Origin of the sequence: Pseudonocardia sp. WMMC193, from assembly GCF_021728735.1 — a bacterium.
In the GTDB taxonomy this organism is placed as follows: Bacteria; Actinomycetota; Actinomycetes; order Mycobacteriales; family Pseudonocardiaceae; genus Pseudonocardia; species Pseudonocardia oroxyli.
In genome coordinates, this window is the sequence record NZ_JAKKDO010000003.1 from 5861199 (window position 1) to 5876256 (window position 15058).

Genomic DNA, 15058 nt, shown 5'->3' on the forward strand with positions numbered 1-15058 from the left:
GAATCGTGGACTCAGCGCGTGCGCGGGGGAGAGCGATGAGCGGTTTCGACGAGCTGACCCACGTGCGGGCGAAGGAGGTCATCGCCCGCTACCCGGTCGCCCGGTCCGCGCTGCTCCCGCTGCTGCACCTCGTGCAGTCGGTGGAGGGCTGCGTGAGCCAGGACGGCATCCGGTTCTGCGCCGAGCTGCTCGACCTGAGCACCGCCGAGGTCAGCGCGGTGGCGACCTTCTACACGATGTACAAGCGGACCCCGTGCGGCGAGCACCTGGTCAGCGTGTGCACGAACACGCTCTGCGCCGCCCTGGGCGGGGACGACATCTACCGGCGGCTCAGCGAGAAGCTCGGCGTCGGGCACGAGGAGACGGCGGGGGAGCCGGGCACCACCGGCTCGCTGACCCTCGAACACGCGGAGTGCCTGGCGGCCTGCGATCTCGCCCCGGTGATCCAAGTCAACTACGAGTACTTCGACAACCAGACCGTCGAGTCGGCGGAGCAGCTGGTCGAGGCGCTGCAGCGCGGCGAGAAGCCGCACCCCACGCGCGGGGCCCCGCTGACCGACCTGCGGACCGTCGAGCTGGAGCTCGCCGGTTTCACCGAGGACCCGACGGTCGCCGCGGCGGCCGTCGCCGGCAACTCGGCGGCCCCGGAGACCCTGCGCGGCACCACGATCGCCGCCGAGCGGGGCTGGGCCGCTCCGGCGTTCCCCGACGAGATCCCCGCACTCCCGGAGAAGTCATGAGCGACATCCTGACCCCCGTGCTCACGTCGAGGTGGGCGCAGGAGAACTCCTGGACGCTGGAGACCTACGAGCGCACCGGCGGGTACCGGGCGATGCGCACCGCGCTCGCCGGGCACCCGGACCAGCTGATCCAGCTCTGCAAGGACTCCGGCCTGCGCGGCCGGGGCGGCGCGGGCTTCCCGACGGGCATGAAGTGGTCCTTCATCCCGCAGGGCGGCGAGGGCGCGGGCGCCAAGCCGAAGTACCTCGTGATCAACGCGGACGAGGGCGAGCCGGGGACCTGCAAGGACATCCCGACGATGATGGCGGACCCGCACTCGCTCATCGAGGGCTGCATCATCACGAGCTACGCGATCCGCGCGAACTTCTGCGCGATCTACGTGCGCGGCGAGGCCCTGCACCCGATCCGCAGGCTGCGCGCCGCGGTCGCCGAGGCCTACGCGCAGGGCTACCTGGGCACGGACATCCTCGGCACCGGCTTCGACCTCGAGATCGTGGTGCACGCCGGCGCGGGCGCCTACATCTGCGGCGAGGAGACGGCGCTGCTGGACTCCCTCGAGGGGCGGCGCGGGCAGCCGCGGCTCAAGCCCCCGTTCCCGGCGACGGCGGGCCTCTACGCCAGCCCCACCGTGGTGAACAACGTGGAGACGATCGCCTCGGTGCCGTACATCGTGGCGGGCGGCGCGGAGTGGTTCCGCACCATGGGGTCCGAGAAGTCCCCGGGCCCGAAGATCTACTCGGTGTCCGGCCACGTGGAGCGGCCCGGGCAGTACGAGGCCCCGATGGGCATCACGCTGCGGACCCTGCTGGAGCTCGCGGGCGGGATGAAGGACGGGATCCCGCTCAAGTTCTGGACACCCGGCGGCTCCTCCACGCCGATGTTCACCGCCGAGCACCTGGACGTCCCGCTGGACTTCGAGGGCGCGGCGGGCGCCGGCTCCATGTTGGGGACGACGGCTGTGCAGGTCTTCAACGAGACCGTCTCCGTGCCGTGGGCGGTCATGAAGTGGACCGAGTTCTACAAGCACGAGAGCTGCGGCAAGTGCACCCCGTGCCGCGAGGGCACGTACTGGCTGGTCCAGATCCTGGAGCGGATGGTGCACGGCGAGGGTACCGAGTCGGACGTCGAGACCCTGCTGGACGTCTGCGACAACATCCTCGGCCGCTCGTTCTGCGCGCTCGGCGACGGCGCGACCAGCCCGATCACCAGCGGCATCAAGTACTTCCGCCAGGAGTTCCTGGACCTGATCGCCGAGCAGCCGGTCGTGCCGCGGCCGGAGCAGCTCGCGGACGCGGAGCGTGCGGAGCGGACCATGGCTGCAGAGGTGGGCGCGTGACCACGACCGAGACGGACACCGTCACCCTCACGATCGACGGCATCGAGGTCACCGCCCCGAAGGGCGAGATCCTCATCCGCACCTGCGAGCGGCTCGGGATCATCGTCCCGCGCTTCTGCGACCATCCCCTGCTCGAGCCGGCGGGCGCCTGCCGCCAGTGCCTGGTCGAGGTGGAGATGGGCGGGCGGCCCATGCCGAAGCCGCAGGCCAGCTGCACCATGACCGTCGCGGACGGGATGGTCGTCAAGACCCAGCACACCTCGCCGGTCGCCGACAAGGCGCAGCAGGGCGTGATGGAGCTGCTGCTGATCAACCACCCGCTGGACTGCCCGATCTGCGACAAGGGCGGCGAGTGCCCCCTGCAGAACCAGGCGATGTCCACCGGCCGCACGGACTCCCGGTTCGTCGAGACCAAGCGGACCTTCCCGAAGCCGCTGCCCATCTCGTCGCAGGTGCTGCTGGACCGCGAGCGCTGCGTGCTCTGCCAGCGCTGCACCCGCTTCTCCGACGAGATCGCGGGCGACCCGTTCATCGACCTGCTGGAGCGCGGCGCGAACCAGCAGATCGGCACGGCGGAGGACAAGCCCTTCCAGAGCTACTTCTCCGGCAACACCATCCAGATCTGCCCGGTCGGCGCGCTGACCAGCGCGGCGTACCGGTTCCGCTCCCGGCCGTTCGACCTGAAGTCCACCCCGAGCGTGTGCGAGCACTGCAGCTCCGGCTGCGCCTCGCGCACCGACACCCGGCGCGGCCAGGTCATGCGCAAGCTGGCGGGCAACGACCCCGAGGTCAACGAGGAGTGGCTCTGCGACAAGGGCCGCTTCGCCTTCCGCTACCTCGGCGCGAAGCAGCGGATCACCCGGCCGCTGCTGCGGGACGAGTCCGGCCAGCTCGTCGAGGTCTCCTGGACCGAGGCCCTGCGGGTCGCGGCCGAGGGGCTGCTGGCCGCCCGGGGCAACCGGGGCATCGGGGTCCTGGCCGGGGGGCGCCTCACCCGTGAGGACGCCTACGCCTACGCGAAGTTCGCCCGGGTCGCCGCCGGCACCCACGACGTGGACTTCCGGGCCCGGCCGCACTCCGCCGAGGAGCTGGCGTTCCTGCAGACCCAGCTCACCCCGACGGTCACGTTCGCGGCCGTCGAGGCCGCGCCGAGCGTGCTGACGGTCGGCATGGACCTGGAGGAGGAGTCGGGGATCCTGTTCCTGCGGGTCCGCAAGGCCGTGCGCAAGCACGGGCAGCGGGTGTTCACGCTGGGGCAGTGGTCCACGCCGGGCGTCGAGAAGACGCACGCGACCCTGATCAAGTCCGTTCCCGGCGCCGAGGCGAGCGTCCTGCGCGAGCTGTCCGTCGGGGGCGAGCTCGTGGACGCCCTGTCCGCCACCGGATCGGTGATCCTGGTCGGCGACCGGGCCGCCGAGGTGCCCGGCCTGCACTCCGCCGTCGCCGAGCTCGCGACCCGCACGGGTGCGCAGGTCGCCTGGGTCCCGCGCCGCGCGGGGGACCGGGGTGCCCTGGAGGTCGGCGCGGTGCCGACGCTGCTGCCGGGCGGGCGGCCCGTCACCGACGCGGCCGCGCGCGCCGAGGTGGAGCGGGCCTGGGGCGTCACGCTCTCGGCCGAGCCGGGCCGCAGCACCGACGAGATCCTCGCCGCCGCCGCGTCCGGTGCGCTGTCCGGGCTGGTCGTCGGCGGGGTGGACCCGCACGACCTGGCCGACCCGGCCGCCGCGCTCGCCGGGCTGGCGAACGTCGGGTTCCTGGTCAGCCTCGAGATCATGACCTCCGCGGTCACCGAGCTCGCCGACGTGGTGTTGCCGGTGGCCCCGGACGCCGACCGGGCGGGCACCTACGTGAACTGGGAGGGCCGCCACCGCCCGTTCGCGCCGTCGCTCGACGGTGGGGGCGTGCTGCCGGACTGCCGGGTGCTGGACACCCTGGCCGTCGAGATGGACGTGGACCTGTTCACCCAGACCCCGTCCGCGGCGGCCGGTGACCTCGACCGGCTCGGGCCCTACACCGGGACCTTCACCGCGCCGACCGAGCGGCCCGGCAGCACGCCGCGGCCCGCGCAGGTCGGCTCGGCGGTCCTCGCGACCTGGCGGCAGCTGCTCGACGACGGCGCGCTGCAGGTGGACGAGCCCGCGCTGGCGGGCACCGCCCGCGCCCCGCGGGTGCGCGCGAACGCGGCCACGGCCGAGCGGCTGGGGCTGACCGAGGGCGGGCAGGCGAGCGTCGCCACCGACCGGGGGGCCATCACGCTGCCGGTCGAGCTGGCCGACCTGCCCGACGGCGTCGTCTGGCTCCCGGCGCACTCGCCCGGGTCCCAGGTGCGCAGCACGTTGGGTGTCGGGCACGGAGCTCTGGTGAGGGTGACCGCAGGATGAACCTCCTCGCGCAGCAGGACGGCATGACCCACACCCAGCAGCTCCTGGCGGACGACCCGATCTGGCTGGTCCTGCTCAAGGTCGTGGTGCTGTTCGCCGTCGGCGTGGTGCTGACCCTGTTCATGATCAACTGGGAGCGCAAGGTCGTCGGCCGGATGCAGCAGCGTCCGGGCCCGAACCGGACCGGCCCCGGCGGCTGGCTGCAGTCCCTCGCGGACGGGCTCAAGCTCGCGTTCAAAGAGGACATCATGCCGGTCCTCGCCGACAAGAAGGTCTACTTCCTCGCCCCGGTGATCTCCACGATCCCGGCGTTCGTGGCCTTCTCGGTCATCCCGTTCGGCGGCGAGGTGTCGATCTTCGGCGAGCGCACGGTGCTGCAGCTGGTGGACCTGCCGGTCGGCGTGCTCGTGGTGCTGGCCTGCTCCTCCATCGGCGTCTACGGGATCGTGCTCGGCGGCTGGGCCTCCGGGAACCCGTACTCGCTGCTCGGCGCGCTGCGCAGCGCGGCGCAGGTGATCTCCTACGAGATCGCGCTGGGGCTCTCCGTCGTCGGCGTCATCCTGTACGCGGGCTCGCTGTCCACGGCGGACATCGTCGAGGCGCAGTCCGGCGGCTGGTACTTCTACCTGCTGCTGCCCAGCTTCGTGATCTTCGTGATCTCGATGGTCGGCGAGACCAACCGGGCGCCGTTCGACCTCCCGGAGGCCGAGTCGGAGCTGGTCGGCGGCTTCCACACCGAGTACACGTCGCTGAAGTTCGCGCTGTTCTTCCTGGCCGAGTACGTCAACATGGTCACCGTCTCCGCGATGGCGACCACGCTGTTCCTGGGCGGCGGGCGCATCCCGTTCCTCGGGCCGGTGAACGGCTGGATCGAGTTCGTCGTCTTCATCGCCAAGACGCTGATCTTCCTGTTCCTCTTCATCTGGCTGCGGGGCACGCTGCCGCGCTTCCGCTACGACCAGTTCATGAAGCTGGGCTGGAAGGTGCTGGTCCCGGTCGCGCTGATCTGGACCATGATCGTCTTCGCCATCCGGGTCTTCCGCACCACGACGGGCGCGGAGAGCACGGCGGCGCTGGTCATCGCGATCGTGCTCGGCTTCGCGGCGGTGCTGACCATCGCCTTCATGCTGCCGGACCGCACCGAGGACGCGGCGGACGTCGAGCTCGCGAGCAGCTACCCGGTGCCGCCGCTCGACCTCGCCCCGCCCAGCCGGTCCCGGAAGCGGATCGCACGGGCCACACCCGATCCCGAACCCGCTCTCACCGGGAAGGAGGACTAGCAGATGTTCGACTTCTTCAAAGGCTTCGGCGTCACCTTCTCGACGATGTTCAAGAAGGTCGTCACCGAGGAGTACCCCGAGGACTTCCCCCCGGCCGCGCCCCGCTACCACGGCCGCCACCAGCTCAACCGGCACCCGGACGGGCTGGAGAAGTGCGTGGGGTGCGAGCTCTGCGCGTGGGCCTGCCCGGCGGACGCGATCTTCGTCGAGGGCGGGGACAACACCGAGGAGGCGCGGTTCTCCCCCGGTGAGCGCTACGGCGCGGACTACCAGATCAACTACCTGCGCTGCATCGGCTGCGGCCTGTGCATCGAGGCCTGCCCCACCCGCTCGCTCACGATGACGAACTTCTACGAGCTGGCGGACGACAACCGGCAGGACCTGATCTACACGAAGGAACAGCTGCTCGCGCCGCTGCTGCCGGGCATGGAGCAGCCGCCGCACCCCATGCGGCTCGGCAACGACGAGCAGGACTACTACGTGCAGGGCCCCGTCCTGGCGCGTCAGGGTGTGGAGTCCGACCCCGTCGGGGAGCAGGTCCGATGATCCTCGCGCAGGTCGCCGACTCGACGGCGGGCAACGCCGGCGTCGGCGAGGCGATCGTCTTCTGGATCCTCGGCCCGGTGGCGCTGGCCGCCGCGGTCGCGATGATCTTCGCCCGCAACGCGGTGCACTCGGCGCTGTTCCTGGTGCTGACGATGCTCTCGCTCGCCGTGCTCTACATGATGCAGCAGGCCCCGTTCCTCGGGTTCGTGCAGATCATCGTGTACACGGGCGCGGTGATGATGCTGTTCCTGTTCGTGCTCATGCTGGTGGGTCGCGACAGCGCCGACTCGGTCGTCGAGGTGCTGCGCGGGCAACGCTTCTGGGCCGCGATCCTGGGCCTGGGCTTCGCGCTGCTGCTGGTCGCGGGCGTCGGGCGGACGATGTTCGCGGTCCCGTCCGCCGGACTGGGTGCCCGGGCGGGCAACGGCAACCTCACCGGCATCGGGCAGCTGGTCTTCACCGAGTACGTGTGGCCCTTCGAGCTCACCGCCGCCCTGCTGATGACCTCGGCGCTCGGGGCGCTGGTGCTGGCCTTCGCCCAGCGCAAGCCGCGCGAGCGGAACGGTCAGCGGGCCGCGGTGATCGCGCGCCTGCGCGGCGACCGGATCTCCCCGCTGCCCGGCCCCGGCGTCTACGCCACGGCCAACTCCGTGGCCGTCCCCGCGCTGCTGCCGGACGGGTCGATCGCCCCCGAGTCGCTCTCGGAGATCCTCGAGGGCCACGAGGTGGACGAGACCCCCCGCCCGCCCGCGGACGGGCACTCCCTGCAGGGCAGGCGCAAGGAGCTCGAGAAGTGAGTCCTACGAATTACCTGCTCCTGAGCGGGTTGCTCTTCACCGTCGGGGCCGTCGGGGTGCTGGTGCGCCGCAACGCGATCGTCGTGTTCATGTGCATCGAGCTGATGCTGAACGCGGTGAACCTGTCGCTGGTCACCTTCGCCCGCATCAACGGCACGCTCGACGGCCAGGTCATGGCGTTCTTCGTCATGGTCGTGGCGGCCGCCGAGGTGGTCGTCGGCCTCGCCATCATCATGTCGATCTTCCGAACCCGCAGGAGCTCGTCGGTCGACGACGCCAACCTGCTGAAGTACTAGGAGCCGTCGACGATGATCGCTCTCGCTCCCCTGCTCTTCGTCCTGCCCGCGCTCGGCGCACTGATCAACTTCCTGGCGGGCAGGCGCGCGAACGCCTGGGGCCACTGGCTCGGGGTCGCGACCGTGGTCGCGTCCTTCGTGATCGGGCTGCTGCTGTTCGTCGAGACGCTCGGGCTCGCGCCCGAGGAGCGCACCCGCGAGGTGTCGCTGTTCGACTGGATCGCCTCGGGCTCCCTGAACGTCGACTTCGGCCTGCGGCTGGACCCGCTCTCGCTGACGTTCGTGCTGCTCATCACCGGTGTCGGGTCGCTGATCCACATCTACTCGGTGGGCTACATGAGCCACGACCCGGGCAGGCGGCGCTTCTTCGCGCAGCTGAACCTGTTCGTCGCGGCGATGCTGATCCTGGTGCTGGGCAACAACTTCGTGATGCTCTACCTCGGCTGGGAGGGCGTCGGCCTGGCGTCCTACCTGCTGATCGGCTTCTACCAGGACCGGCCCTCGGCGGCGACCGCCGCGAAGAAGGCGTTCCTGATGAACCGGGTCGGGGACGTCGGGCTGGCCGTCGCGATCTTCCTGATCTGGCTCGAGCTGGGCACGCTGCAGTACACCGACGTGTTCGCGCGGATCGGCGAGGTCCCCGGCGGCACGGTGCTGGCGATCACGATCTTGCTGCTGCTCGGGGCCTGTGGTAAGTCCGGCCAGTTCCCGCTCCAGTCCTGGCTGCCCGACGCCATGGAGGGCCCGACCCCCGTCTCCGCCCTGATCCACGCGGCGACGATGGTCACCGCGGGCGTCTACCTCATCGCCCGGACGAGCCCGATCTACAACCTCACCGAGACCGGACGGCTGATCGTCTCGCTGGTCGGCGTGGTCACCCTGCTCATCGGGGCGGTCATCGGCTGCGCCTACGACGACATCAAGAAGGTCCTCGCCTACTCCACCGTCAGCCAGATCGGCTACATGATCCTGGCGGTCGGTCTCGGCCCGGCGGGCTACGCGCTGGGCATCTTCCACCTGCTCACGCACGGCTTCTTCAAGGCCGGGCTGTTCCTCGGCGCAGGCTCGGTCATGCACGCCATGAACGACGACGTGAACATGCGCCACTTCGGCGGCCTCGGCAAGCACATGAAGATCACCTTCGTGACCTTCGGCCTCGGCTACCTGGCGCTGATCGGCTTCCCGTTCCTGTCCGGGTACTTCTCCAAGGACGCGATCATCGAGGCCGCGTTCGCGCAGGAGGGCTGGCAGGGCTGGGTCTTCGGCGGCGCGGCCACGCTCGCGGCCGGGCTCACCGCCTTCTACATGACCCGCCTGATGATCATGACCTTCTTCGGGAAGGAGCGCTGGCGCGAGCTGAAGGGCCCGGACGGGAAGGACTACCACCCGCACGAGTCCCCGGCCACGATGACGGTCCCGATGATCGTCCTGGCCTTCGGCTCCGTGCTCGGCGGCTTCCTCCTGTCCTCGCTCGGCCTCTACGAGTGGCTGGCCCCGTCGGTGGGCGAGCTGCGCGAGCTCGAGGGCGGGGTGCTGCCGCACGCGCTGGTCCCGTGGCTCGTGGTGGCGTTCTCCCTGCTCGGCGTGGTGATCGCGTACCTCGTCGTCGGGCGCCGCCCGACGCCGGTCGAGCGGCCGTCGCCGGTGTCCCTGCCCGTGCGGGCGGCCCGGCGGGACCTCTACGCCAACGCGATCAACGAGACGCTCATCGAGCGGCCCGGCATCTGGCTCACCCGGGCGCTGGTGTTCATCGACAACCGGGGCGTCGACGGCGCGGTCAACGGCATCGCCGCGGGCCTCGGCGGCGGGTCCGGGCGGCTGCGAAGACTGCAGACCGGATTCGTGCGCTCCTATGCGCTCTCGATGCTGGGCGGCAGCGTGCTCGTCGTCGCGGCCCTGCTGGCGGTGAGGTTCGCGTGAGCCCGATGCTGATCATCCTGCTGCTCGTGCCCGTGGTGGGCGCGTTGCTGATGTACCCGCTGCGGCACAACGTGCCCGCGGCCAAGGCCACCGCCATGGCCACCGCGTTGCTGGAGTTCGTGCTCGTCGTCGTGATCTGGGTGGGGTACTCCCCGGCCGCCGCGGCGAACGGCACGCGCTTCCAGTACGAGTTCTCCGTCCCGTGGATCCCGGCCTTCGGCACGCACCTGGCCTTCGGCATCGACGGGATCGCGCTGGTCCTGCTGGCGCTCACCACGTTCCTCGTCCCCGGCCTGATGCTCTTCGCCTGGGCCGAGAAGCTCCCGGAGGGCCGGACGGCGTCCGGCTACTTCGCGCTGCTGCTGGCCACCGAGGCCACGCTCGTCGGCGTCTTCACCGCCACCGACGTGTTCCTGTTCTACGTCTTCTTCGAGGCGATGCTCATCCCGATGTACTTCCTCATCGGGCGCTTCGGCGGCCCGAACCGGCAGTACGCCTCGGTGAAGTTCTTCCTGTACTCGCTGCTCGGCGGCCTGATCATGCTGGCGTCGCTGATCGGGCTGTACGTGACCAGCGGGAACATCCTCGGCCAGGGCACCTTCACCTGGTCGGAGCTGCAGTCGATCGCGCACCAGGTGCCCGAGTCGACCCAGATCTGGCTGTTCCTGGGCTTCTTCATCGCCTTCGCGATCAAGGCCCCGCTGGTGCCCTTCCACACCTGGCTGCCCGACGCGGGCGCCGAGGCGCCCATCGTCGCCGCGGTCCTGCTCGTCGGCGTGCTGGACAAGGTGGGCACCTACGGCTTCCTGCGCTACACGCTGCCGCTGTTCCCCGAGGCGTCCCGGACCATGGCGCCGCTGGTGATCACCCTCGCGGTGATCGGGGTGCTCTACGGGGCGCTGCTGGCGGTGGGGCAGAAGGACATGAGCCGGTTCGTGGCCTACACGTCCATCGCGCACTTCGGCTTCATCGCGCTGGGCACGTTCGCCTTCTCCAGCCAGGCCTTCGCGGGCGCCGCGCTGTACATGGTCAACCACGGCCTCTCCACCGGGATGCTGTTCGTGATGGTCGGCCTGCTCGTCGCTCGCGGCGGGTCGAGGCTGATCAGCGACTACGGCGGCGTCGCCAAGCTGGCGCCGGTGCTGGCGGGCTGTCTGCTGCTGGCCGGGATGAGCTCGCTGGCGCTGCCGGGCACGAACTCGTTCGTCTCCGAGTTCCTGGTGCTCGTGGGCTCGTTCCCGAACGAGCCGGTGGCCACGATCATCGCCACCGTCGGCATCATCTTCGCCGCCCTCTACATCCTGTGGTTCTACCAGCAGACGATGCAGGGCCCGGTCCGCGGACAGGCCGTGCTGAACTCGCTCGAACCCGTGGGCGGGCCCGGCGCCATGATCGACCCGGCCGTGGCCGCCCGCCGCGGTGGCGGCTTCCCCGACCTCACGAAGCGGGAGATCGGGGTGCTGGCCCCGCTCATCGTCGTCATCGTGGTGCTCGGGTTCTTCCCCGGCCCCGTGCTCGACGTGATCAACCCGTCCGTCCAGGCGACGATGACCGAGCTCGGCCTGCCCGACCCGGTCCCGGCCGGAGGTATCGCCCGATGACCCCGTTGACCCCGCCGCCGATCGACTACGCGGCCGTCGCGCCGTTGCTGATCGTGCTGGGCGCCGCCTGCGTGTCCGTGCTGTTGGAGGCGTTCCTGCCCCGCCACCAGCGCTGGCCCGCCCAGGTGGCGCTGAGCGTCGTGGCGATCGTCGTGGCCGGCGTGACGCTCGGCGTCTACGCGGGCGACGCGCCCGCCCAGGGCGTGATCACCCTCGGCAGCACGATGGCCGTGGACATGCCCACCCTGTTCCTCTGGGGCACCCTGCTCGTCCTCGGGTTCGGGTCGCTGCTGCTGATCGCGGACCGCTCGGTGGAGCCGGGCGGGGCGTTCGTCGCGTCGGCGCTGGAGCGCGCCTCGGCGGGTGCCGCCCCGGGCAGCACGACCGGCCCGTCGGGCGTCGACCCCGAGCACGTGGACCGCTCCTACGGGGCCCCGGGCGACGCGCCGACCATGCAGACCGAGGTCTTCCCGTTCACGCTGTTCGCGCTCGGCGGGATGATGGCGTTCGTCGCGGCGAACGACCTGCTGACGATGTTCGTGGCGCTCGAGGTGCTGTCCCTGCCGCTCTACCTGATGTGCGGGCTCGCCCGGCGTCGCCGGCTGCTCTCCCAGGAGGCGGCGGTCAAGTACTTCCTGCTGGGGGCGTTCGCCTCCGCGTTCTTCCTCTACGGCGTCGCGCTGCTCTACGGCTACGCGGGCTCGGTCCGGCTCTCGGCCATCGCCGAGGCGGCGGTCGGGACCGACCGGTCGGACGCGCTGCTGTTCGGGGGGCTCGCGCTGCTCGTCGTCGGGCTGCTGTTCAAGGGATCGGTCGGCCCCTTCCACACCTGGACGCCGGACGTCTACCAGGGCGCCCCCACGCCGGCCACGGCGTTCATGGCGGCGTGCACGAAGGTCGCGGCGTTCGGGGCCATCGCGCGGGTGCTGTACGTGGCGTTCGGCAGCACGCGCTGGGAGTGGCGCGGGGTGCTGTGGGCCGTCGCCATCGCCTCCATGGTCATCGGCGCCGTGCTGGGCCTCACCCAGACCGACCTCAAGCGCATGATCGCGTACTCGTCCATCGCGCACGCGGGGTTCCTGCTGCTCGGGACGATGGCGATCACCCAGGCCGGGACGTCGGGCACGCTGTTCTACCTGCTCGCCTACGGCTTCACCACGATCGCGGTCTTCGGGATCATCTCGCTGGTCCGCACGGCGGACGGCGAGGCGACGCACCTGTCCCAATGGGCGGGGCTGGCGAAGCGCTCACCGGTGCTGGCCGGGGTGATGACCTTCCTGCTGCTGGCGCTGGCGGGGATCCCACTGACGAGCGGGTTCACCGCGAAGTTCGCGGTGTTCTCGGCGGCGCTGTCGGACGGGATGGCCCCGCTGGTGGTGGTCGCCCTCGTGGCCTCGGCGATCGCGGCGTTCTTCTACCTGCGGGTCGTGGTGCTGATGTACTTCAGCGAGACGCCCGCGGACGGGCCCACGGTCTCCGTGCCCGGCGCGTTCACCACCGTCGCCATCACCCTCGGGGTCGTCGTGACGCTGCTGCTCGGCGTCGCCCCGACCCTCGTCCTGGACTGGGCGGGCGCGGGCGGGTTCACAGGGTGACCGAGGAGTCGGCCTCGTAGGCTGTCGGGGTGGAGACGCAGAGCGTGGCGGGTGTGGAGCTCGCCGACCCGGACCTGGCCGCCGTGACGGCGCAGGGGCTCGACCGGGTGGAGGAGCTGCTGCACCGTGAGGTGCACAGCGACTACCACTTCGTCAGCGAGACGTCCCTGCACCTGATCGACGCGGGTGGCAAGCGGTTCCGGCCGCTGTTCACCCTGCTCAGCGCACAGGTCGGGCCGTCCGGATCCGCCGACGAGGTGGTCCGGGCGGCCGCCGTCGTCGAGCTCGTGCACCTCGCGACGCTCTACCACGACGACGTCATGGACTCGGCCACGATGCGCCGCGGCGCCGAGAGCGCCAACCACCGCTGGGACAACACGGTCGCGATCCTGACCGGGGACTTCCTGTTCGCCCACGCGTCCCGCCTGGTGGCCGATCTGGGCCCGGACGCCGTGCGGATCATCGCCGAGACGTTCGCCGAGCTCGTCACCGGCCAGATGCGGGAGACCCGCGGGCCCGCCGCGGGGGAGGACCCGGTCGCGCACTACCTGCGGGTGATCGACGAGAAGACGGGCTCGCTGATCGCCACCGCGGGGCGCTTCGGCGGGATGTTCTCCGGCTGCACCCCCGAGCAGGTGGACTCGCTGCAGCGCTTCGGGTCGGTGATCGGCGCGGCCTTCCAGATCTCCGACGACATCATCGACATCGCCTCGCCGTCCGGCGACTCGGGCAAGACGCCGGGCACGGACCTGCGCGAGGGCGTCCACACCCTGCCGATGCTCTACGCGCTGGCCGACCCGGGCATTCCCGAGCGGCTGCGGGACCTGCTGTCGCGCCCGCTGGGGTCCGACGCCGAGGTGGAGGAGGCGCTGGACCTGCTGCGGTCCGGCCCGGGAATCCCGCAGGCCAAGGAGACCCTGGCCGGGTACGCCGAGGAGGCGCGCGCCGAGCTGGGCAAGCTCCCGGCCTGCTCCGCCGTCGACGCTCTGACGACCCTCACCGGCTACACCATCGACCGCACCGGCTGACCACCCGCCCCTCACCCCCCGGCTCCGACCCGGTGAACGGCGAGTTCGCTCACACCTGGTGAACGAACGCGCCGTTCGCCGTGGAGGGGGTCCGGGTGCTGCGCAGCAGGTCCACCGTGAAGATCAGCAGGGCCACCCAGACCAGGCCGAAGCCGACCCACCGGGACGTGGGCATGGTCTCGTCGAGCGCGAGAACGCCCCACAGGAACTGCAGCGTCGGCGTGAGGTACATCAGGGTGCCCAGCGTGGTCAGCGGGATCCGACGGGCCGCCGCGCCGTAGAGCAGCAGCGGGAGCGCCGTCACCGGGCCCGCCATGACCATCCAGAAGACGTGGGTGCCGCCGTGGTCGGTGAACGTGCCCAGCCCGGCGGCCTGGAGATACACCACGTAGGCGAGGGCCACCCGTCCCAGCCCGTGCTCCCGCGCTCGGGCGGCGGATCGGCGGGTCCTCCCGACCCCGGCCCCGGCTACTGTGTCCTTCACCCGATCGGGGAGGCGGTGTGTCCGGGAGCGGCCGGCTGGCGGGATGGGCGGTGGCGGCCGTCGCGGTGCCCGCGCTCCTCGCGACGATCGGGCTCCTGTGGGTCCGTGCGCCGGCACCGGTCGTCCCGGCCACCGCCGCGGCGCAGACCACCGCGACCGGAGCGCCGGGCTCGGTCTCCCCGACCCCCGGGGCGGCGGGCGAGGTCGGAGCTCGGGTCGCGGCCATGCTGGCCGCGCACCCACTGCTGTTCGACGGTGAACGAGCCGATCTGCGCCCCGCGACCGCGGCGACGGCGGACGCGCTCGGCGCGCTGCTGGCGTCGGCACCGGAGGCGACGGTCCGGCTCGTCGGGCACACGGCGGACCTGCCGGGCCCACCTCGTCGCGCGGTGGAGCTGTCGCGGGAGCGGGCGGCGGCCGTCGCGGAGCGGCTGGTGGCGGCAGGCGTGGCGCCGTCTCGGATCACGGTGGAGGGCGCCGGCGACGCCGACCCCCTCGCCGAGCCCGAGGCGAGTCGGCGGGTCGAGGTGTTCGTCGGTGCGCCGGGGTAGCGCACGAACGGTCCGGAGCGATTCATCGAGGAGGAGGTGGGGATGGCCGCGGTGTTCGCCCAGATGTGGGTGCTCTGCCTGCTCTCGTTCCTGCTCGGCGGGCTGCTGACCTGGCTCGCGATCGGACCGGGGCGGCGACGGCCCGCTCCGCCCGAGCCGTCGACCGCCCCCGAGCCCATGGACCCGGTGCAGGCCGCGCAGGCTCCGCCGAGTCCCCTGCCCGGGGTGCCGCGCCATGCTCGGCGCACGCCCGGCACCCCTTCGGTCGCCGGTCCGGTACCCACCAACCCGGCGTTGGCCGGGCTCGACAGCGTCCCGCCGCGCCGGACGGGACCCTCGGCGCTCGGCGCGCTCGACCGGCTGCGCCACCCGGGCCCCGAGCTCGATCCGCGGATCCCGCGACAGCCGGGTGCCCACGACCGGCGACCCGGCCGGCTGTTCACCCCGCCGGACGAGCCCGAGCCGCCGCCCGCCGGCGGGTAGCGGCTCGACACCCGGCCAG

Annotated in this window: 14 protein-coding genes; 13 read left to right on the plus strand and 1 reads right to left on the minus strand. The window is 71.5% G+C overall.

Annotated features, from left to right (window positions below; all coding sequences use genetic code 11):
• The first annotated feature begins 35 nt into the window (after positions 1–35).
• Genes nuoE through L3X23_RS30055 form a run of 11 tightly spaced genes read left to right on the plus strand, consistent with a single transcriptional unit; the run spans position 36 to position 13521 of the window.
• Positions 36–740 (plus strand): NADH-quinone oxidoreductase subunit NuoE, encoded by a 705-nt coding sequence (gene nuoE, locus L3X23_RS30005; protein WP_237196463.1) that lies wholly within the window; start codon positions 36–38, stop codon positions 738–740.
• Positions 737–2077 (plus strand): NADH-quinone oxidoreductase subunit NuoF, encoded by a 1341-nt coding sequence (gene nuoF / locus L3X23_RS30010; protein ID WP_237196465.1) that lies wholly within the window; start codon positions 737–739, stop codon positions 2075–2077. Before nuoE ends, nuoF begins: the two co-directional genes overlap by 4 nt.
• Positions 2074–4458: an NADH-quinone oxidoreductase subunit G gene (locus tag L3X23_RS30015; RefSeq protein WP_237196467.1), complete on the plus strand. Its 2385-nt coding sequence runs from the start codon at positions 2074–2076 to the stop codon at positions 4456–4458. The genes nuoF and L3X23_RS30015 overlap by 4 nt, the downstream gene beginning before the upstream one ends.
• Positions 4455–5738, plus strand: coding sequence for an NADH-quinone oxidoreductase subunit NuoH (gene nuoH / locus L3X23_RS30020; protein ID WP_237196469.1), 1284 nt, complete (start codon positions 4455–4457; stop codon positions 5736–5738). The genes L3X23_RS30015 and nuoH overlap by 4 nt, the downstream gene beginning before the upstream one ends.
• A 3-nt stretch (positions 5739–5741) precedes the next feature.
• Positions 5742–6284: an NADH-quinone oxidoreductase subunit NuoI gene (gene nuoI, locus L3X23_RS30025; RefSeq protein WP_237196472.1), complete on the plus strand. Its 543-nt coding sequence runs from the start codon at positions 5742–5744 to the stop codon at positions 6282–6284.
• Complete coding sequence (locus L3X23_RS30030; RefSeq protein WP_237196474.1) at positions 6281–7081, plus strand: NADH-quinone oxidoreductase subunit J; 801 nt, start codon at positions 6281–6283, stop codon at positions 7079–7081. The genes nuoI and L3X23_RS30030 overlap by 4 nt, the downstream gene beginning before the upstream one ends.
• Positions 7078–7377: an NADH-quinone oxidoreductase subunit NuoK gene (gene nuoK / locus L3X23_RS30035; protein WP_181780543.1), complete on the plus strand. Its 300-nt coding sequence runs from the start codon at positions 7078–7080 to the stop codon at positions 7375–7377. Before L3X23_RS30030 ends, nuoK begins: the two co-directional genes overlap by 4 nt.
• Positions 7378–7389: 12 nt before the next feature.
• Positions 7390–9297 carry an NADH-quinone oxidoreductase subunit L gene (gene nuoL / locus L3X23_RS30040; protein WP_237196476.1) on the plus strand — a complete coding sequence of 636 codons (1908 nt, stop codon included), beginning with the start codon at positions 7390–7392 and terminating at the stop codon, positions 9295–9297.
• Between the two features lie 5 nt (positions 9298–9302).
• On the plus strand, positions 9303–10898 hold the full coding sequence (locus L3X23_RS30045; protein ID WP_237198160.1) for an NADH-quinone oxidoreductase subunit M: 1596 nt from the start codon (positions 9303–9305) through the stop codon (positions 10896–10898).
• Positions 10895–12493, plus strand: a complete 1599-nt coding sequence (gene nuoN, locus L3X23_RS30050) for an NADH-quinone oxidoreductase subunit NuoN (RefSeq protein WP_237196478.1) — start codon at positions 10895–10897, stop codon at positions 12491–12493. Before L3X23_RS30045 ends, nuoN begins: the two co-directional genes overlap by 4 nt.
• Positions 12494–12522: 29 nt before the next feature.
• Positions 12523–13521 (plus strand): polyprenyl synthetase family protein, encoded by a 999-nt coding sequence (locus L3X23_RS30055; RefSeq protein WP_093076678.1) that lies wholly within the window; start codon positions 12523–12525, stop codon positions 13519–13521.
• A gap of 49 nt (positions 13522–13570) precedes the next feature.
• Here the strand turns inward: L3X23_RS30055 and L3X23_RS30060 are convergent, their stop codons facing one another.
• Entirely contained in the window at positions 13571–13924 is a 354-nt protein-coding gene (locus L3X23_RS30060) for a hypothetical protein (protein ID WP_237196480.1), read from the minus strand.
• Between the two features lie 98 nt (positions 13925–14022).
• On the opposite strand from L3X23_RS30060, the gene L3X23_RS36385 reads away from it, so the two are divergent.
• Together L3X23_RS36385 and L3X23_RS30070 are read left to right on the plus strand one after the other, a co-directional pair.
• Positions 14023–14556: an OmpA family protein gene (locus L3X23_RS36385; protein ID WP_237196483.1), complete on the plus strand. Its 534-nt coding sequence runs from the start codon at positions 14023–14025 to the stop codon at positions 14554–14556.
• Between the two features lie 42 nt (positions 14557–14598).
• Positions 14599–15039: a hypothetical protein gene (locus tag L3X23_RS30070; RefSeq protein WP_237196485.1), complete on the plus strand. Its 441-nt coding sequence runs from the start codon at positions 14599–14601 to the stop codon at positions 15037–15039.
• Positions 15040–15058: the final 19 nt, after the last annotated feature.